The organism is Salmonella sp. A1325, assembly GCF_056991255.1.
Genome location: NZ_JAMLWO010000002.1, coordinates 321,449 through 339,979 on the forward strand (window position 1 = coordinate 321,449; position 18,531 = coordinate 339,979).

At 51.8% G+C, this 18,531-nt stretch carries 17 protein-coding genes, 1 tRNA gene and 1 pseudogene; 3 read left to right on the top strand and 16 right to left on the bottom strand.

Going from position 1 to position 18,531, the window contains the following annotated elements:
• Positions 1–23: 23 nt before the first annotated feature.
• The 7 genes and pseudogenes from NAZ64_RS05450 to vapC form a co-directional block, all read right to left on the bottom strand.
• Entirely contained in the window at positions 24–1,091 is a 1,068-nt protein-coding gene (locus NAZ64_RS05450; RefSeq protein WP_024798161.1) for a fimbrial protein, read from the bottom strand.
• Positions 1,088–1,831 carry a fimbrial biogenesis chaperone StdC gene (gene stdC, locus NAZ64_RS05455; RefSeq protein WP_024798160.1) on the bottom strand — a complete coding sequence of 248 codons (744 nt, stop codon included), beginning with the start codon at positions 1,829–1,831 and terminating at the stop codon, positions 1,088–1,090. The genes NAZ64_RS05450 and stdC overlap by 4 nt, the downstream gene beginning before the upstream one ends.
• Positions 1,832–1,871: 40 nt before the next feature.
• Positions 1,872–4,361: a fimbrial outer membrane usher protein StdB gene (stdB, locus tag NAZ64_RS05460; RefSeq protein WP_024798159.1), complete on the bottom strand. Its 2,490-nt coding sequence runs from the start codon at positions 4,359–4,361 to the stop codon at positions 1,872–1,874.
• Positions 4,362–4,480: 119 nt separating this feature from the next.
• On the bottom strand, positions 4,481–5,065 hold the full coding sequence (locus NAZ64_RS05465) for a fimbrial protein (RefSeq protein ID WP_001244639.1): 585 nt from the start codon (positions 5,063–5,065) through the stop codon (positions 4,481–4,483).
• A 718-nt stretch (positions 5,066–5,783) separates the two neighbouring features.
• On the bottom strand, positions 5,784–6,416 hold the full coding sequence (locus NAZ64_RS05470) for a YfdX family protein (RefSeq protein ID WP_000835269.1): 633 nt from the start codon (positions 6,414–6,416) through the stop codon (positions 5,784–5,786).
• 46 nt (positions 6,417–6,462) lie between these two features.
• Entirely contained in the window at positions 6,463–6,999 is a 537-nt protein-coding gene (locus tag NAZ64_RS05475) for an STM3031 family outer membrane protein (RefSeq protein WP_001038499.1), read from the bottom strand.
• An 803-nt stretch (positions 7,000–7,802) separates the two neighbouring features.
• Positions 7,803–7,973 (bottom strand): annotated as a pseudogene (vapC, locus tag NAZ64_RS05480) (tRNA(fMet)-specific endonuclease VapC); the annotation flags it as partial.
• Between the two features lie 190 nt (positions 7,974–8,163).
• On the opposite strand from vapC, the gene NAZ64_RS05485 reads away from it, so the two are divergent.
• The gene (locus NAZ64_RS05485; protein ID WP_220569644.1) at positions 8,164–8,970 is read left to right on the top strand and encodes a DUF1460 domain-containing protein; all 807 of its coding nucleotides are present in this window, start codon (positions 8,164–8,166) and stop codon (positions 8,968–8,970) included.
• 122 nt (positions 8,971–9,092) lie between these two features.
• Here the strand turns inward: NAZ64_RS05485 and NAZ64_RS05490 are convergent.
• Both NAZ64_RS05490 and actS read right to left on the bottom strand, forming a co-directional pair.
• Positions 9,093–9,166, bottom strand: a tRNA-Gly gene (locus NAZ64_RS05490).
• Positions 9,167–9,245: 79 nt separating this feature from the next.
• Positions 9,246–10,004 carry an amidase activator ActS gene (actS, locus tag NAZ64_RS05495; RefSeq protein WP_000244328.1) on the bottom strand — a complete coding sequence of 253 codons (759 nt, stop codon included), beginning with the start codon at positions 10,002–10,004 and terminating at the stop codon, positions 9,246–9,248.
• A 264-nt stretch (positions 10,005–10,268) separates the two neighbouring features.
• On the opposite strand from actS, the gene idi reads away from it, so the two are divergent.
• On the top strand, positions 10,269–10,814 hold the full coding sequence (idi, locus tag NAZ64_RS05500; protein WP_220569643.1) for an isopentenyl-diphosphate Delta-isomerase: 546 nt from the start codon (positions 10,269–10,271) through the stop codon (positions 10,812–10,814).
• Between the two features lie 75 nt (positions 10,815–10,889).
• Here idi and lysS read toward each other — a convergent pair whose 3' ends face one another.
• From lysS to xerD, 5 genes are all read right to left on the bottom strand, one after another.
• A complete protein-coding gene (gene lysS / locus NAZ64_RS05505) occupies positions 10,890–12,407 on the bottom strand; it encodes a lysine--tRNA ligase (protein ID WP_000003339.1) in 1,518 nt (505 codons plus the stop codon).
• Between the two features lie 9 nt (positions 12,408–12,416).
• A protein-coding gene (prfB, locus tag NAZ64_RS05510; RefSeq protein ID WP_010989230.1) for a peptide chain release factor 2 occupies positions 12,417–13,515 on the bottom strand; the annotation gives its coding sequence in 2 pieces (ribosomal slippage) (positions 12,417–13,439 and positions 13,441–13,515; 1,098 coding nt in all).
• 104 nt (positions 13,516–13,619) lie between these two features.
• The gene (gene recJ / locus NAZ64_RS05515) at positions 13,620–15,353 is read right to left on the bottom strand and encodes a single-stranded-DNA-specific exonuclease RecJ (RefSeq protein WP_220569642.1); all 1,734 of its coding nucleotides are present in this window, start codon (positions 15,351–15,353) and stop codon (positions 13,620–13,622) included.
• Positions 15,354–15,358: 5 nt separating this feature from the next.
• Complete coding sequence (dsbC, locus tag NAZ64_RS05520) at positions 15,359–16,072, bottom strand: bifunctional protein-disulfide isomerase/oxidoreductase DsbC (protein ID WP_000745614.1); 714 nt, start codon at positions 16,070–16,072, stop codon at positions 15,359–15,361.
• A 23-nt stretch (positions 16,073–16,095) separates the two neighbouring features.
• Positions 16,096–16,992, bottom strand: a complete 897-nt coding sequence (gene xerD, locus NAZ64_RS05525; protein WP_000434302.1) for a site-specific tyrosine recombinase XerD — start codon at positions 16,990–16,992, stop codon at positions 16,096–16,098.
• Positions 16,993–17,104: 112 nt separating this feature from the next.
• Here xerD and fldB point away from each other — a divergent pair, with 112 nt between their 5' ends.
• A complete protein-coding gene (gene fldB, locus NAZ64_RS05530; protein WP_001055885.1) occupies positions 17,105–17,626 on the top strand; it encodes a flavodoxin FldB in 522 nt (173 codons plus the stop codon).
• 52 nt (positions 17,627–17,678) lie between these two features.
• Here the strand turns inward: fldB and NAZ64_RS05535 are convergent, their stop codons facing one another.
• Entirely contained in the window at positions 17,679–18,092 is a 414-nt protein-coding gene (locus NAZ64_RS05535; RefSeq protein WP_000244756.1) for a protein YgfX, read from the bottom strand.
• Positions 18,073–18,339, bottom strand: a complete 267-nt coding sequence (sdhE, locus tag NAZ64_RS05540; protein ID WP_000351186.1) for an FAD assembly factor SdhE — start codon at positions 18,337–18,339, stop codon at positions 18,073–18,075. Before sdhE ends, NAZ64_RS05535 begins: the two co-directional genes overlap by 20 nt.
• Positions 18,340–18,531 lie beyond the last annotated feature (192 nt).

Here is an 18,531-nt window from a genome sequence, read left to right on the forward strand (position 1 = left end):
TCAGGAAATGGTATTTAATCCTGCTAATTGTAAGTAACAATCACTGTCATTGCGGCTGAAAAAGCACCTGTTTTAATTACCGCACCGGGTATAGCTTCGACCTTTGCTTTATACTGTTTTATAATTCTGCCACCGGCACCGTTATCAAGATGGATAGATCCCATATCTGTTTTCACATTAAATTTAACTGGTGTGTTATTATCTACATCCATTACCGACAGTCTGAAACCATTGTTTTCTTGTTTATTATTCTTAAGAATCACGGTGCTGTCAGCATCTGCCAGTGTCAGACCGTTGGTCCTGAACTCTATAGCCAGTGGGGCGACGAACGGGATCTGCGTTCCGACATTCTGTTGTGCTGTAACGGTGAAAGGTACTTCCCTGGGCACCATGGTTTCCTTATATTCCGTATAAAAATGCCCCATTTTGATAGTATTAGAAGGAGAGATAATAACCGTGCCTGAGTTGTCAGGAATAAACCTGAGATTAAACGCAGAAACAGTTAAAGGTCTGAATGAAACAGATGGGGGGCTTACACCATTTGGGTCATAGGGTAATATGTTAATCGTGCTTGATGGTATAGTTATGTTCAAAAAGTTATTCTTAAACGCCTGATACACAAATATACGAAACGTCAGCGTTCCGCTCCGGTTATATGTTTTCTCCGGGTCCATATATTGCCCGAATACTTTTGAGCTGCTCCAGCCAGAAAATCCTGCCTGTATCTCTTTCCATGTAAATGTTACGGAAGCCGACGTCCCTTCCTGAACAGTGATATCCATGCCGAGACCGCTTTTTCTTAGTGCAGTTACTACCTCCCCCATATTGTAAAGATTAAGAGTTGTGTAGTAAGAGGGTCCGTAACTTTTCCATTTTGTATAACAGGTATAACTAATGGGAACGGTAACGCTCTGCAGCTCCTGACCAGTGAAGAATGTTCCACCCTTCAGATTAATATTCTGAATGCCGACATGTCCATTCGCGTCACAATATGACCATTCGATATTTGCACTCGCAGAATCACAGACAGCAAAGAAAAGAAACACACCTGACAGTATCAGTGATTTCATATTGAATAATCGTCCTGTCATGATGTCGCCCCTGCGTCCTTAAACGCGCAGTTCAGGGCATCGCAGGCGTAGCGATTCATCTGCAGTCCACCGTAATCATCAATATACCCTACCCACAGCGTCCGGGTTTCTGCCGGCAGAACAGCCTTTAAAGGCAGGCTCCCCAGGGGCGGCACCATCACGCCCTCGCTGAAACCGCTGAGCCTGTGGCTACGGTCTGCTCCCAGCCACGCCACAGTGATGTAGTACGGCGTCGGGTTTCTGAGGGTCAGGTGTCCCGCATTCCGCTCAGCAGTCAGCTTTCTTTCCGGCTGGTCATTGCTGCTTCTGATAATGGCTTTCGGACGGTAAAACAGTTTCAGCTGGCTCTGCATGGCCAGCTGCAGGACGTTGTCGTCTTCCGGCTTCGGGGGAACGCCCCGCACGTTAAACCAGAACAGCGTTTCCCTGTCCTGAGGGAGCTTATCTGTCAGCCCACGAACCTGGGTGATACGGACCTGGGATTTCTGTCCGGCATCAATACGCTGCAGCGGCGGCAGCGCCATCAGCGCATCGGTTCTCACCCCGTCAGCGTCCGTCACCCAAGACTGCGCCAGAAACGGCGTGGTTTTGTCATCGTTATTCAGCGTGATGGCCACCGTTTTCTGCGGCGCATCCATGATAATACGGGTCCGGTCGACATTGACGGCCGCCGGGCTGCACTGGCTCCATGCTGCCGCCAGCGCGAGTAAAATCACACGGCTTCTTCTGCTGTTTTTCACCTGTTTTCTCCGTTAGTCCTGCTCTGTGACAGGGATATTTTTATCTGCAGGGCAGTAACAGCGGCCCCCGGCTGAGTGTCACCGTTTCCGGCAGGGTGAGTCTGCACTGCACCCGGCCATCCCAGGACACATTCAGGGTCCGGCGGTCTTCCCCGCTGAGACCTGTCAGGTAGGCCAGACCGCCATCTCCGACCATCCCCGCGGTTCTGCCGCTTTTCCCGGACACTACCATGGCGCCAAACGGCGGACTGGCACCATCAGCCAGTCGGATATGACCGAGCACCTGCTCCCCCTGGCTGGCGTCAATCTTCCGGTAGCCCACCGCGCCCTCCGTCAGCACCTGGCTGATGACGGAGCTGCTGACGTCCACGCCCTCCGGCAGGGCGGCCACATCAACCGAAATATCGCTGCGCCGATAGCTGCTGCCGGCGCTCACCACGCCCACCCCGAAGCGGTTGGTCACCCCGCTGTTGCCGTTCACCGGTACACCGGCCACGTCTCCAGTATCTATCATCATGCGAGGCTCATTCCCGGCCATCGACTGGCTGAAGGCGGCGCCGTGGGCGGTGGCGGTCACCGAGCCGTACCAGCTCAGGCCCAGGCTGCGGTACTGTCCGGGCTGCAGGGTGGCGTCCGCTGCCGCCTGGCCCCACGGCAGACGGCTCTGCACGCTGCCGCTGAAGCTGCTGTTACTGCCGGTGTCATAGCGGTTATGACCGGCGCTGATGTTCCATGTGGTGTCCGGGTTATGGAAATCGCTGTAATTCACGGTCTGCTGCAGGCCGCCCCGGTTATCCTTCTGCACGCTGTAGCTCACCTGGCGGCTGTCGCCCCACGGGATACTGATGGTGGCGTAGACCTGGTTCTGGCTCCCCCCGCCGGTGTACTGGTTACGGGCAAACGACACCGAGGCCGAGAGCCCCTGAAGGTCGCCGAGACTGAACACTTTGTTGAAGCTGAGCATGTAGTTATTGTTGGACTGCGCATTCCAGTAATTGAGCCGGCTTACCGAGAGGGCCGCGCTCATGTTGAGTACCGGAACGGACTGGCTGTAAGTCACGGTGTAGCTCTGTTTTTCATGCCATGCATCGCCGCCGTCAGTGGCCCGACGCTGCAGGTACTCCGGCATGGACAGAAAATGGCGGTCCGAGAAGCGGTATCCGACGAACGCCAGGGTACTGCCGGTTTTATCAAACGTTTTGGCATAGTTGATACGGTAGCTGTAACCGGACTGCTTCTGCCCATGCGGCAACCGCGCATCTGAGCGGGTGACGTCCGCAGACAGAGCGCCCAACAGCCCCATATTCTGGCCGATCCCGAGCGCCGCGGACTGGTAGTCGCCGGTGGAGGCAATGAGGCCGCCATACAGCGACGTGTTGTTAAATGCTCCCCAGGTGGCCTCCCCGAGCAGAAAGTCAGGGCTGACCGTGCTGTTGTTATGCGTCCCGCCGTACAGCGGACGTCCGGCGGCCACCTTATAGCGAACCTGTCCCTGGCGTGCCATAAAGGGGACGCTGGCCGTGTTGACCTGCCATGTCCGGACGCTACCGTTGCTTTCCCGGACGCTGACATCCAGGTTGCCGCTGATATTCTGGCTCAGGTCGGGAAGCTCAAAAGGCCCCGGCGACACCCGGGTCTGGTACAGAATGCGACCATTCTGGCTGACGGTAACCTGTGCATTACTGTTCGCAATGCCGCTGATTTTCGGGGCATACCCCTGAAGAGAGGGCGGCAGCATGCGCTCATCGCTGGCCAAAGTGAGCCCGGCAAAGCGGAAGGAGTCGAAAATAGCGGAGCTGAGGTACGTCTGTCCGAGCGTCAGTTTTGAGCGCAGTGCTGGCAGGGCACGGAACAGATACGTCTGCGGCAGATAAAAATCGGACTGTGATGCGCCCCGCCCACTGTCAAAACGGCTGTACTGGTAATCGCTCCGCAACCGCCAGGCGCCGAGATTAAACCCGGCGGTGCCGTAGAGGCTGTAGCTGGTAGAGGTCTCCCCCTGCTGCGGCATATAGCGATTGGCCATCAGGCTGTAATCGAGCAGGCCGGCGGTGACGCCGTCGCTCCAGCGTGAAGGGGGCACCCAGTCCGGGTCCTGATAACGCATCCAGGCCTGGGGGATAATGAAGGTCAGACGCTGATTTTCAGCGCTGTACCGTACCTGACTGTCAGCGGAGCGCAGCTCAAGGCATTGCCCGTTCGGGATACCGGTAACGGGTTTCAGGCCATGAATAATCTTATCCTTAAGACCCAGCATGGCCACCATGTCTGTTGTCACACAGATGACGGCCGCGTCGCGTCCGGCCACCGGTACAACTCTGACCGGATACTGTTCCCGTACCGGCTGGTCATTGAGCCAGATATCGAGAATATAGTTACCGGGCGCCACATACCCCTCGCGACTGAAGGCCGTGAGGTCCACGTTAGACAGGTTCCCGCTGTCCAGCAGGCTGGCATTGAACTCCGTGGCCTGCGACTTCAGGACGGAAAATGTCAGGGTAATCAGAATGGCAAGCCGGGTAATTTTCATGGCATGGCGCTTTCGTGTTGTCGTCCGTGTAACAGACAGCCCGCAGGCACAGTCAGATATAAAAGCCGTCCGATACCCTCCGTGGACGGCTTCTCCCTGTCGTTATTTACCGCGTAAAATCACAAGTATTTCAGGGTGTAGGTGACGGAGGCGTTAACATCGCCAGGAGTTGCGGCATCTGTCAGGGCTATCAGGCGGGCAAAGAAGTTGAGTTCGTTATTCCCGGCCTGCAGTTGCTGGGCGTCGCCATCCGGCATCGGGGTATTGGGTGTAATCAGTGAGGTGTTGTCACTTTTCAGAAGCTGCACACCAACATGCTGGGCACTGCCGGTGCTGACGTAAGCTTTACCTGAGGTATCAGCTGTGCCACTGAAAGAGACGGTTACTTTAGACATTTTCCCTGCGGAGCCGGCTATTGTAGTTTCATTCGGATCGAAGGCGCAGTTCTGCAGATGAATGGTGAACGGTTTTGAGTCCGTGGTTGCATTGGCGGTATTCAGTTTACGGTAAGAAATCTGTCCAAACGGAACGGTGATTGCATCGTCGCCCGGTGCGATATCACAGGGTGAGTTGGTGATGGTACCAGTGAAGGTAATTTTACCTGAGCCGAACGGGCCTGCTGTGGGTGTAGTATCGGCGGCAAATACAGAAGCACCATACATCATACCGGCAGCCGCCATGGCAAGTATTATTTTATTACGCATAGATAATATGTCCTTTGGGTGAATGAGAATTATTTTGCAAAGGCTGAAAACAAATCTGAGGGTATTAATGAAAGCGTTCAGAAAAGATTCGTATGAATAATAAACGCCTGGTGTTAAACGAAGCACCTGAACTTTCCATCGAAAAATATTGATTTCAGCTAATGCCTAATCAGTTGTAAGAAAATTCTTATTCAAATTAAAACAATAAAAATAGATCGATACGATCGATGATTATGATCGTAATTTAAGAATAATCATCAAAGAAATACTTTTTAATGTAATTATAAGCGGATGAATACCTAACAGACAGATATTCGCAGCGGACATGAAATATTTTGTAATATGTTATCGGGAATGTATGTTTTGCTTTTCCATCACACTGGATATTTACAAAACATAATACTAACCATATATAACAATAAAACTACTGGTAGCATAAAAAACTAGATATAACGCAAGTAAAAGGCATTTAATTCCAAAACATTAACTTAATAAATCATTATGAACCATCATAAGCGGAAGGGATAAAAAATAATAAATGAAATGATATTCTTCTGTATTTGTGATGAGCATCACAATAGATATGAATGCAGGTACCCTGACATTACTGAACTTCACGGATGAAATTTAAAAACAATGCCGACAGCAAAGAACAAACTGGTAATAGCTGTCAGACATAATGCTGCCTGCTGTAATATATACAGCAGGCTGGGGGATATTAATGCGCGGAATCGTGCTGCACGGGGGCCGTGGGTAATTCCTGAACTGACTGAGAATCCACAATTATGCCATCCTGAGCTGATTTCAGTATCAGACCTGCCTGATAGTATTTTCCTTCGTTCATCAAGGAAAGCGCTGTGGTCACATCCTTACGGGTTTGCTGAAGAGGAATGAGTTCCTGATTTTCAATCATACTGACGCCTGCTAGTTTCAGGGCCTCTATAGTCCCTTTTTTATCTCCTTCTTTCATTTTCTGGTTTGCTTTATTAATAGCATCATTTTTCTGCCCCGCAGGGAGATAATCTTCGGCTACCGTAATCGATGAATTTATCCGAATATAGCGGTCTCCTTCAACTGGGGCTTTTTTATCTGATTTGACATACAGGTTCCAGTCAGTGCTGTCATCGTTCAGGAGTTTTTCTGCTTGCGCAGCCAGTTGTTCCGCCTTTTGGGTTCGACCATTAAACAACTCGAATCGCGACATTCCGATATCACGCATGGCCTGCCAGGCCTGTCCGGATATCTTGTCATTATTCAGAGTAACATTATCAGTCATGTTTGTTGCGGCCATAACATTTCCTGAAAACAGGATAACCATCAGCGCAACGCCTGGCATAATATGGCTTTTCATAATCCATCATCTCCACAAAGTAACATTTTTTATCGAATTATCCTATTCAGAACCGGTAACCCACGCCAAGATTAAAGCCGTTGCTATTAAGGCTTCCGCTGTTATGGGTAGCATCAAAATCCGCACCCTCATAACCCAGATTTATAGCGACATTACTGACCGGGGTATAAGCCACGCCTGCAGAATAACCATATCCGACCTTACTGTCAGACTCATTTATTCCGTGATCACGCTGATGCAATAATACGGGGCCCACTTGACTATACAGGCTTAACTGGTTATTTATTTTCCATGAAGGGCCTGCAAGCAGGGAGTAATAACGGGTTGTTACACGACCATTACTGCTTTCATCGGAATAGCGCTGGCTTCCATTTAGCCAGGCAAATGAGGTTGTCAGCCCCCAGTCCGGTGACATTTCATAGTTGTTTGCCAGCCGAACCCCACGCAACGTCCCGGCGTGATTAGTATGGGACTGGGCGTATCCAAGCGAAAATGTACTGGCATTATCGTCTGCCCATACCGGACTGGCTGCAGCAGACAGCAGAACAATACCGGCACTTCCGGCTAATAGCATTTTGTTCATCTTCTTCTCTCCGGTTATTTTTACCTGATGCCTTACTGGCATGTATTAAGTTAAAATCTTTCCGTGATAACAAACTATAAATAAATCTTTTAAATTATGAGCGCTGTTACGCCAGCAAATATCTTTGTCTGCGGCTGTCGGGAGGCTATTCACGAAAATATATCCAGGCCAGAAACAGTATTTAATAATAAATAAACTGAAAAATAAAAACTGACAAAAATAGAAGTTCACTGATATATACCCAAAATAATTTGAGTTGCTTAAAGGTGGCAAGGGAGTGAGTCCCCAGGAGCATAGATAACTCTGTGACTGGGGTGAGCGACAAATCTGCCGGGAGCAGATTTGAACGTCGCGTGCGACGGCCCGTCAGGGCGAGGCCCATGATGGGCCGAGTAATCCGTAGTCAACACATAAGCCACTTGAAGTATGAAGGGTATATAACGGGAAAGAAGTCATATCGGCCTGGTAAACCAACGTCTGTGACTTAGTTGCAGGAAACGGCTATGGAGAGGGGATGCGGCAGTTATCGGGCAGTAACGGCATTGTTCAGTGAGTATCCAGGAAACAAAAAAAGAAGGGAGCGGTACTCCCTTCGTAAACATGTCAGAATACGACATTTTGGTACTCTTTTATTTATTATCTGGCCGTAAAAGTTATGCTGTTGGCAGGTATCTCCAGTCAACATAAAAAAATACCACCAGCTAAAAATGTGATGCAAACCACCATTAAGCAGGTAACCAAACTGACTGTGCCACTAAATCCGGAAAAGAGTTTGAATCCGGGGATAACATCTGATGCAGAAATTAGCACCAGTCTTCGATTCGGATACCCGGAATGCGTTCAAACTCGCGGAGATTGTTTGTGACGACGACCAGTCCGCGGCTACGGACATGGCCAGCAATCATCTGGTCATAAGGCCCGACAGGTGTTCCCTTGCGGGCCAGTTCGGCACGGATTTGACCGGTATGTATCGCCAGCCTGAAGGGGCATGTTGGCTTTGACGATCAGGCAAAAAACAACTGCGAATAAAGTCGTATGATGATCTTCACATTTATCATCATCAGCGTTCATATTACTCAACCTGTAATCAACCTCTGGCGTTTTTCTGTATCCATCACAACCATTTCCGGTAAAGGTAAAAAAGGGATTTGAACCTTTCCGGAGATGATAATGAAGGTAAATGCATGGACAATTTTGCTTATGTCGGCGCATCTGACGGCCTGTACCGTCCCTGGCACAGAAAAATATCAGACCAGCATGGACAGCGTTACGGCAGAAAAAGTAAGCCGGATTATCCAGTCGGATGTCATTCCTTATAAAGGCGAAAACCATGGAGAAGTTATCAGCCGCGTATCGTCTGCTTTTCTCGGAACACCTTATCAGGCAAATACGCTCATCGGTGGGCCCGGCACACCCGAAGTCCTTGTAGCGAATTTCAACGGCGTGGACTGCTTTACCCTGGCTGATTACGTTGAGGCCCTGGCCCGCAGCGATAATCAGAAATCGTTTCTGCATAATCTTGCCAGGACTCGCTACGCCGCGGGCAAAGTTGCTTATCTCAGCCGCCGGCACTTCTTCTCTGACTGGTTCGCCGCAGCACCGCGTAATGCACGGGATGTAACGCCGGATATCAGCCCTGATTATGTCGTTGTTGACAAGCAGCTTAACCATAAACCTGATGGCGGCGAGTACATTCCTGGTCTGGGCATCCATCCTCGTAAAATAAATTACATTCCCGGAAGAGCCATCAACCAGCAGGTCATGAACCACCTAAAAAACGGGGATTATATCGGTGTCTACTCCCCGCTTGACGGGCTGGACGTTTCACATGTGGGTATCGTAGTTCGTCATGATGAACAGGTGTGGTTCAGGAACGCCTCCTCATTGGCCGCAAACAGAAAAGTGGTGGATACACCGTTTATGGAATACATGCATTCCAGACCGGGCATCGTTGTGCTGCGGGCTGAATGATAAAGTCATTACCGGAGTCGCCAGCGGATAATAGCCGTCCGACATAGGCATTGAAACCCTGTGTACTGTGGGGCAGTACAGAAAAAATGGCTGTAAATTTGTGGATTTAGTAGATATTTGTCTGGAGCGGGCGAAGGGAATCGAACCCTCGTATAGAGCTTGGGAAGCTCTCGTTCTACCATTGAACTACGCCCGCTTTGAGATGCGTAAGGCATTATAAACCTTACGCTCTGGTTGGCAAGAGACTTACTGGCTGACTGGCGATTAATTCACCGTCAGCACTTCGGTTTACTCCCCTGCGGCGGCAGATAACGCAGCGGATCGATGGCCGTCGCCCGATAGCGAATCTGGAAGTGTAGTCTTACAGATGCGGCATCCGTGCTGCCCATCGTAGCGATTTTTTGCCCCGCTTTAACGCTTTGCCCATTATTAACCAGCATGGTGTCATTATGAGCGTAAGCCGTAATGTAATCTTCATTGTGCTTAATCATGATGAGATTGCCGTAACCGCGCAGCTGGTTCCCGACATAGACAACTTTACCCGCTCCCGCCGCATAAACAGGCGTTCCGCGCGCGCCCGCAATATCGATCCCCTTATTTCCGCCCTCCGCGGTGGAATAAGGTAAAATCACTTTACCGTTAGCAGGCCATACCCAACAACGCTGCCCCACCGGCGGCCAGGAGGATTTTGGCACCGAAGATGACGGTCTGACCGCAGCAGTTTTTGTTGCTGTTTTATTGCTGGTTTTGCGTGTTGAACTGCTACTCTTTGCGCTGCCGCGCACTTTAATTCGCTGCCCCACCTCAATAGTATAAGGCGGAGAAATGCCATTCAGTCGGGCCAGTTCTTTCACGCTGGTTCCCGTAGCGCGCGATATACGATACAACGTATCGCCGCGCTTAACGGTATAGACGGAGCCGGAATACGTTCCTGAGCCGGAATTACTGGAACACCCCGCCAGCAGCAGCCCTGTGCATAACAGCACCGCAATACCCAGGCTATTTTTGTTCAGGCGTCCTGCGCTCAAAACCATTCCTCACTCTATTGACAGACGCCTTATGATAGCAGCCAAATGCCGTATGCCCAATCCATTGACGCCGGAAAGGGTCCGTGTGGATGATGATGCCGCGAATATCCGATATGCCAGCATAGTATCGAATCACGGCACAATGGTGCTCGTCTGCGTTCTGTCAGGGCCTGTTTTGGTAATGCCTTTCTTTCTGTTATGCGCTACGCTGATCGTCTGAGTATATGGCCTGGCCATGCTGCCGGGTCATTTTAATTTTCAGGAGCTTTCATGACTGAGGAACATGTCGTTTTATTGGATGAGCAGGATAAGCCTTCCGGCACACTGGAAAAGTATGCGGCTCATACGCTTAATACGCCTTTGCATCTGGCTTTCTCCTGCTGGCTATTTAACGAAGATGGTCAGTTGCTGGTAACACGACGGTCGCTGAGCAAAAAAGCCTGGCCAGGCGTGTGGACGAATTCGGTTTGCGGTCATCCGCAACAAGGCGAAACCACCGAAGAGGCGATCATCCGCCGTTGTCGGTTCGAACTCGGCGTGGAAATTACCGATCTCACCCCCGTCTATCCGCACTTCAGCTATCGGGCGACAGATCCAAACGGTATTGTGGAAAATGAAGTCTGTCCGGTATTTGCCGCGCGGACAACCAGTATGTTACAGGTTAACAGCGAAGAGGTGATGGACTATCAGTGGAGCGAATTTAAAAGCGTATGGAAAAGCCTTCTCGCTACGCCGTGGGCATTTAGCCCGTGGATGGTCATGCAAGCGTCAGACGAACAAGCGCGTGAACGACTGTTCAATTACTGCCAGCGTTAAAGATTGCCTGATGGCGCTACGCCTGAACAAAGAGATGCCGGATGGCGGCTAATGCCCCATCCGGCAATTTACATCTTATTTCACCGGACGCATCGCCGGGAACAGAATAACGTCGCGAATCGTGTGGCTGTTAGTAAACAGCATCACCATACGGTCGATACCAATTCCCAGACCCGCTGTCGGCGGTAAACCGTGTTCCAGCGCCGTCACGTAGTCTTCGTCGTAGAACATGGCTTCGTCGTCGCCCGCCGCTTTTGCATTAACCTGATCCAGGAAACGCTGCGCCTGATCTTCCGCATCGTTCAACTCGCTAAAGCCATTGCCGATTTCACGACCGCCGATAAAGAACTCGAAGCGGTCAGTGATTTCCGGGTTCACATCATTACGACGCGCCAGCGGAGACACTTCAGCAGGATATTCGGTGATGAAGGTCGGCTGAATCAGATGCGCTTCAGCGACTTCGTCAAAGATCTCGGTGACGATACGGCCCAGACCCCAGCTCTTCTCGACGTGAATGCCGATGCTTTCAGCAATCGCCTTCGCGGAGTCGAAGTTGTCCAGATCAGCCATATCCGTTTCCGGACGATATTTCTTGATCGCTTCACGCATGGTCAGTTTTTCGAACGGCTTACCGAAGTCAAACACTTCATCACCGTACGGAACCTGGGTGGTGCCCAGAACATCCTGCGCCAGCGTACGGAACAGAGACTCCGTCAGTTCGATCAGGTCTTTGTAGTCCGCATACGCCATATAGAGTTCCATCATGGTGAACTCAGGATTATGGCGCACGGAGATGCCTTCGTTACGGAAGTTACGGTTAATTTCGAATACGCGTTCGAAGCCGCCAACCACCAGACGCTTGAGGTACAGTTCCGGCGCAATACGCAGGTACATGTCCAGATCCAGCGCGTTGTGATGGGTGATAAACGGACGGGCAGACGCGCCGCCTGGGATCACCTGCATCATCGGGGTTTCGACTTCCATAAAGCCGCGAGCAACCATAAACTGGCGAATACCGGCCAGGATCTTCGAACGGGTTTTGAAGGTGTTACGGGATTCATCGTTAGAGATGAGATCCAGATAACGCTGGCGATAGCGCGCTTCCTGGTCCTGCAGGCCGTGGAATTTATCCGGCAACGGACGCAGCGCTTTCGTCAGCAGGCGCAGTTCGGTACAGTGGATAGACAGCTCGCCGGTTTTGGTTTTGAACAGCTTACCTTTCGCGCCGAGGATATCGCCAAGATCCCACTTCTTGAACTGCTCGTTGTAAACGCCTTCCGGCAGATCATCGCGCGCCACATACAGCTGAATGCGGCCGCCTACGTCTTGCAGGGTAACAAAAGAGGCTTTACCCATAATACGGCGAGTCATCATACGGCCCGCGACGGACACTTCAATATTCAGCGCTTCCAGTTCTTCAGCTTCTTTCGCGTCAAACTCTGCGTGCAGTTGGTCTGAGGTACGGTCACGACGGAAATCGTTCGGGAACGGGATACCCTGCTCACGCAGTGCAGCCAGCTTCTCGCGACGTGCCTTCATTTCATTGTTAAGATCGACTACCTCGTCAGCGCCCTGTGCGTTTTGTTCAGACATGTTGATTCCTCATAGCCCTGCTTTCAAACTTGCTTCGATAAATTGATCCAGACTACCGTCCAGTACCGCCTGTGTATTGCGGGTTTCCACCCCAGTACGCAGGTCTTTAATGCGGGAATCGTCCAGGACATAGGAACGAATCTGGCTTCCCCAGCCGATATCGGACTTAGTGTCTTCCATCGCCTGTTTTTCAGCGTTCTTTTTCTGCATCTCCAGTTCATAAAGCTTCGCTTTCATCTGCTTCATGGCCTGGTCTTTGTTTTTGTGCTGCGAACGGTCGTTCTGGCACTGCGTCACGATCCCGGTGGGAATATGGGTGATACGCACTGCGGATTCCGTACGGTTAACGTGCTGACCGCCTGCGCCAGACGCACGATAGACGTCGATACGCAGATCCGCCGGGTTAATGTCGATATCGATATCGTCGTCCACTTCCGGGTACACAAACGCGGAGCTAAACGAGGTATGACGGCGACCGCCGGAGTCGAACGGGCTTTTACGCACCAGACGATGTACGCCGGTTTCAGTGCGCAGCCAGCCATAGGCATATTCGCCGGAGATTTTGATAGTCGCGGACTTAATGCCAGCGACTTCCCCTTCCGACTCTTCAATGACTTCCGTCTTGAAGCCGCGCGCTTCCGCCCAACGCAGATACATACGCAGCAACATGCTGGCCCAGTCCTGCGCTTCAGTACCACCAGAACCGGCCTGAATATCGAGATAGCAATCGGCGCTATCGTACTCGCCGGAGAACATCCGACGGAATTCCAACTGCGCCAGCTTCTCTTCCAGCGTATTCAGTTCCGCGACGGCTTCGTTAAACGTCTCTTCGTCGTCAGCTTCTACCGCCAGTTCCAGCAGCCCGGAAACGTCGTCCAGCCCCTGAGTCATTTGATCAAGCGTATCGACGATCGCTTCGAGCGATGAACGCTCTTTTCCCAGCGCCTGCGCGCGCTCAGGTTCGTTCCAGACATCCGGCTGTTCCAGCTCGGCGTTTACTTCTTCCAGACGCTCTTTCTTAGCATCGTAGTCAAAGATACCCCCTAAGAACGTTGGTGCGTTCCGTGAGGTCCTGAATGCGGTTATTCACCGGGTTAATTTCAAACATGGTCTGATTTCTTTTATTTGACTTGTCAAAATGCGGTTATAAGGGCGAAATATTAGCGGATTTCGCCCCTTAATTACAGCGAAAGTGTTGTTAAATCGCCCCGATCATAGCGGCCAAATATCATCGATAATAATCTGTAAACTACGGTTGCCGCGAAACTCGTTAATGTCCAGTTTATAAGCCAGTTCTACCTCCCGCACGCCATTATCCGGCCAACAGGTCGTATCAATATTAAATGCGATGCCATCCAACAGCGGGCCGCCGCCGACAGGCTCCACCATCACCTTGAGGTGGCGCTCGCCCACCAGACGCTGTTGTAGCAGACGGAAACGACCATCGAATAACGGTTCCGGGAACATTTGCCCCCACGGTCCGGCATCCCGCAACAGTTGCGCCACTTCCATAGTCATCTCCGCCGCGCTTAATGGACCATCGGAGATCACCTCGCCTTGCAACAGGGCAGGATCGAGCCATTCCGTCACCAGCTCGCCAAAACGTTGCTGAAACTGCTCGAATTTATGCTCTTCCAGCGACAATCCCGCCGCCATCGCATGACCGCCGAACTTGATCATCAGATCAGGGTAAAGCGTATCCAGCCTTTCCAGCGCATCGCGCATATGCAGCCCCTGAATCGATCGGCCTGAGCCTTTTAGCGTGCCGTCGCCCGCAGGCGCAAAGGCGATCACCGGGCGGTGAAAACGCTCTTTAATGCGCGACGCCAGAATTCCGACCACGCCCTGATGCCATTCAGGATGATACATCGCCAGACCGCCCGGTAGCGTTTCACTACTGCGCTCAAGCTTTTCGCACAAGATAAGCGCTTCCGCCTGCATCCCCTGCTCTATTTCTTTGCGCGTCTGGTTAAGCGCATCCAGCTCGCTGGCCAGAACACGCGCTTCGCCGAGGTTATCGCATAACAGTAACGCCACGCCAACGGACATATCATCCAGCCTGCCGGCGGCATTCAGGCGAGGCCCCAACGCGAAGCCTAAATCACTGGCGGCAAGCTGCTGCGGATCGCGATTCGATATCTCCAGCAACGCTTTAATTCCCGGGCGGCATTTCCCGGCACGAATACGACTTAGCCCTTGCCAGGTCAGAATACGGTTGTTAGCGTCCAGCGGCACAACGTCTGCTACCGTTCCCAACGCCACTAAATCCAGCAGCTCCGCCAGATTCGGCGGCGCGATGTTGCGCTCGTCGAACCATCCTTTGTCGCGCAAAAATGTTCGCAACGCCAGCATCAGGTAAAACGCCACGCCGACGCCCGCCAGCGACTTAGACGGGAATTCGCAGTCGCGCAGATTGGGATTAATAATCGCTTCGGCATCCGGCAACGTGTCGCCAGGCAGGTGGTGATCGGTCACGATCACCGGAATCCCCAACGTCTTTGCATGCGCTACGCCGGCGTGGGATGAGATGCCGTTATCTACGGTGACGATAAGCTGCGCGCCGCGCGCCTTCGCCTGATCGACCACTTCCGGGCTTAAACCGTAGCCGTCTTCAAAGCGATTAGGCACCAGATAACTGATGTTGTCACATCCCAACGCACGCATTCCCAATACGCTTAGCGCAGTACTGGTCGCGCCGTCGGCGTCAAAATCGCCAACAACAATAATGCGGATACCTTCGCGAAAGGCGTTGTAGAGGATCTCCACCGCGTTATCTATGCCGCTAAGCTGTTGCCAGGGCAGCATTCCTTTCACGCTGCGCTCCAGTTCGCGGGCGCTACGAACGCCCCGGCTGGCATATAAACGTCGTAGTAATGGAGGAAGATCGGCGGGGAGTTCCGCCGTCTCATCAGCCTCGCGCCGACGAAGTTGTCTCTGTTGTTTCACGCGTATTATTTACCACTGGTCTGTTTTTGATGCTCATCAAGAAACGCTTTCATCTCTTTCGGTCCCTGATAGCCAGGCACCACATAGCCGTTACTCAATACAATGGCTGGCGTACCGCTAACGCCCAACTGCACGCCCAACGCATAATGATCAGCAATGTTCACGTCACAGCTTGCCGGTTTCACGCCCTTACCTGCCATGGCGTCATCAAACGCTTTGTTTTTGTCTTTGGCGCACCAGATAGATTTCATATCCTGCTCCGCCTGGCTTTCCAGCCCCTGGCGCGGGAAGGCCAGATAACGTACCGTGATCCCCAGCGCGTTATAATCTTTCATCTCTTCATGTAGCTTATGACAATAGCCGCAGGTGATATCGGTAAAAACAGTAATGACATGTTTCTCATCCGGCGCTTTATAGACGATCATCTCTTTTTCCAGCGCATTTAGCTGGCTCATCAGCAGTTTGTTCGTCACGTTTACCGGATGCGCGCCGCTCACGTCATACATCGGCCCTTGAATAATATGTTTGCCGTCGTCAGTAACGTACAGTACGCCGCTGTGAGTGAGGACGGTTTTCATCCCAGCCACTGGCGAGGCCTGAATTTCCGTACTCTGAACGCCCAGCTTAGCCAGCGACTGACGGATAGCCGCATCATCCGCATGGGCCACGCCTGAAAACGCCGCCGCCAGTAAAGTGAACATCATAAAACGCTTTTTCATAAACTATCCTTTCCTGTCAGCACTCATGCCCGCGGATGGTGCTGTTGATGAAGTTGACGCAAACGCTCCGTTGCGACATGCGTATAAATTTGTGTCGTCGAAAGATCGCTATGCCCAAGTAGCATTTGTACAACGCGCAAGTCGGCACCGTGATTCAGCAAATGCGTGGCGAAAGCGTGACGTAAAACATGCGGCGATAGTTTTTCGCTATCGATTCCAGCCAGTACCGCATAATGTTTAATACGGTGCCAGAAGGTCTGCCGCGTCATCTGCTGCGCACGCTGGCTGGGGAACAATACGTCAATCGATACGCCATTAAGTAACCAGGGACGCCCATGCTCCAGATACGTTTCCAGCCAATATACCGCCTCTTCGCCTAACGGCACCAACCGCTCTTTATTGCCTTTACCGATAACCCGCACCACGCCCTGCCGCAGACTGATATCGCTCATTGTCAGCCCCACCAGTTCCGACACGCGCAAACCGGTGGCATACAGCACTTCCAACATAGCTTTATCGCGCAACTCCAAAGGTTGATCAATAAGCGGCGCCTGCAAGAGCCGCTCAACCTGCGCCTCGCTAAGATCTTTCGGTAAACGCTGCGGAAGCTTAGGCGAGGCCAACTGCGCGCTCGGATCATCCTCACGATACTTTTCACGGTACAGATGCTGGAAGAAGCGCCGCATAGCGCTTAACAGGCGTGCGGAACTGGTCGCTTTGTATCCGCCCTCCACCCGTTCAGCCAGCAGCGTTTGTAAATCATCAGCCTGCGCCGTCGCAAGCGTTTTTCCGCGATGATGCAACCACGCAACGACCATCGATAAATCGCGACGATACGCGCTTAATGTATTTTCCGCCAGATTTCGTTCCAGCCACAGGGCATCCAGAAACTGCTCAATACGCGCTAAATCCTGTTCCATTCGCGCTCCCTACTTCACGCTGACTTTGGGTGCATTATGCCTCATTGTGCCGTGAATGCAGTGATTCTGTTACACTACCCGCAACGCTATAGCAGAATCGAGATGTAACGTAATGAACATGGGTCTTTTTTACGGTTCCAGCACGTGCTACACCGAGATGGCCGCAGAGAAAATTCGCGATATCCTCGGCCCGGAGCTGGTGACATTACATAACCTCAAGGATGACGCCCCCGCCTTAATGGAGCAGTACGACGTGCTCATTTTAGGCATCCCCACCTGGGATTTTGGCGAAATTCAGGAGGACTGGGAAGCCGTCTGGGAGCAACTGGACGATCTCAATCTGGAAGGCAAAATCGTTGCGCTTTACGGTATGGGCGACCAACTCGGCTACGGTGAGTGGTTCCTGGATGCGCTGGGTATGTTGCATGACAAACTTGCCCTCAAAGGCGTTAAATTTGTCGGCTACTGGCCCACAGAAGGCTACGAATTTACCAGCAATAAACCGGTCATTGCGGATGGGCAACTGTTTGTCGGCCTGGCGCTGGATGAAACGAACCAGTACGATCTCAGCGATGAGCGTATACAGACCTGGTGTGAACAAATTCTCGGCGAAATGGCCGAACACTACGCCTGAAGCCTTACTCGCTGTATTTCCCTCTCGACGGAACCGCGTTTACGCCGTTCCGTCAGTGTTGGCCTGATATCGGCTGCTGTAACAGTATCCGACGCAACTCACGCCATTCCGCTTCTTCCATGCTATCCGCCGCCAGCCATAAATGCTGATGACGTCCAGACTCTGCGCGTAAACGCAACACCATCCCGCTCTTCAGTAACCAGGGCGGACGCAAGAGCGTCCAGTCCTGCCCCTGCCAGCGTAAGCGCCCGTCCATGAGTAGCTTGATCTCTCCCTGGCAGGTATTAATCCTGCGCTGGCTACGTACACAGTCAAACACGACCAGCGACAGTAGTATCATCCATAACGGGGTATAACTCAGCGGCCAGGGCATCAATAAAATCACCGCGGCAACCAGCCCATGAATGAGCAATGAGATCCACTGAGCGCGCCATGAGACGCGTAAATCAGATTGCCACAGGACCACGTTCCCGATTCCGTGTCTGAATGAGTCGGACCATCTGTTCCAGTTCAGCGTCAGCCGGTTTACCGTGATTCATTAACCAGTTAAATAAATCCGGGTCGTCACTCTGCAACAAACGGACAAAAATACGCTTTTCTTCATCACTTAAACTATCGTACTCATGTTCAAAAAACGGCATGATGGAAATATCAAGTTCGCGCATACCGCGACGACATGCCCAGTGAATACGTGCTTTATTGTGAATATCCATGTTCTTCCTGCCTCGCGAAAATGAAGTACCGGGCTATTGTAACGTGTTTTTGGCGTTGTTTTACGGGAATCTCAGTAATCTGGAACGCGATCGCGAAATAAAAGGCTGGGAATCAATATGTTCATCCGTTTTGGATACCGCCTCGCAAAACGATCAATCCGCTCTCAATGGGCTATTTAAAGCACTTGCAAT

Coding starts and splice junctions, on each gene's coding strand:
- stdB (WP_024798159.1), bottom strand. CDS start 4,361: ATGAAAATTACCCGGCTTGCCATTCTGATTACCCTGACATTTTCCGTC.
- NAZ64_RS05485 (WP_220569644.1), top strand. CDS start 8,164: ATGATAATGAAGGTAAATGCATGGACAATTTTGCTTATGTCGGCGCAT.
- fldB (WP_001055885.1), top strand. CDS start 17,105: ATGAACATGGGTCTTTTTTACGGTTCCAGCACGTGCTACACCGAGATG.
- idi (WP_220569643.1), top strand. CDS start 10,269: ATGACTGAGGAACATGTCGTTTTATTGGATGAGCAGGATAAGCCTTCC.
- lysS (WP_000003339.1), bottom strand. CDS start 12,407: ATGTCTGAACAAAACGCACAGGGCGCTGACGAGGTAGTCGATCTTAAC.
- xerD (WP_000434302.1), bottom strand. CDS start 16,992: ATGGAACAGGATTTAGCGCGTATTGAGCAGTTTCTGGATGCCCTGTGG.
- NAZ64_RS05465 (WP_001244639.1), bottom strand. CDS start 5,065: ATGCGTAATAAAATAATACTTGCCATGGCGGCTGCCGGTATGATGTAT.
- sdhE (WP_000351186.1), bottom strand. CDS start 18,339: ATGGATATTCACAATAAAGCACGTATTCACTGGGCATGTCGTCGCGGT.
- actS (WP_000244328.1), bottom strand. CDS start 10,004: ATGGTTTTGAGCGCAGGACGCCTGAACAAAAATAGCCTGGGTATTGCG.
- NAZ64_RS05475 (WP_001038499.1), bottom strand. CDS start 6,999: ATGAACAAAATGCTATTAGCCGGAAGTGCCGGTATTGTTCTGCTGTCT.
- NAZ64_RS05470 (WP_000835269.1), bottom strand. CDS start 6,416: ATGAAAAGCCATATTATGCCAGGCGTTGCGCTGATGGTTATCCTGTTT.
- NAZ64_RS05450 (WP_024798161.1), bottom strand. CDS start 1,091: ATGACAGGACGATTATTCAATATGAAATCACTGATACTGTCAGGTGTG.
- dsbC (WP_000745614.1), bottom strand. CDS start 16,072: ATGAAAAAGCGTTTTATGATGTTCACTTTACTGGCGGCGGCGTTTTCA.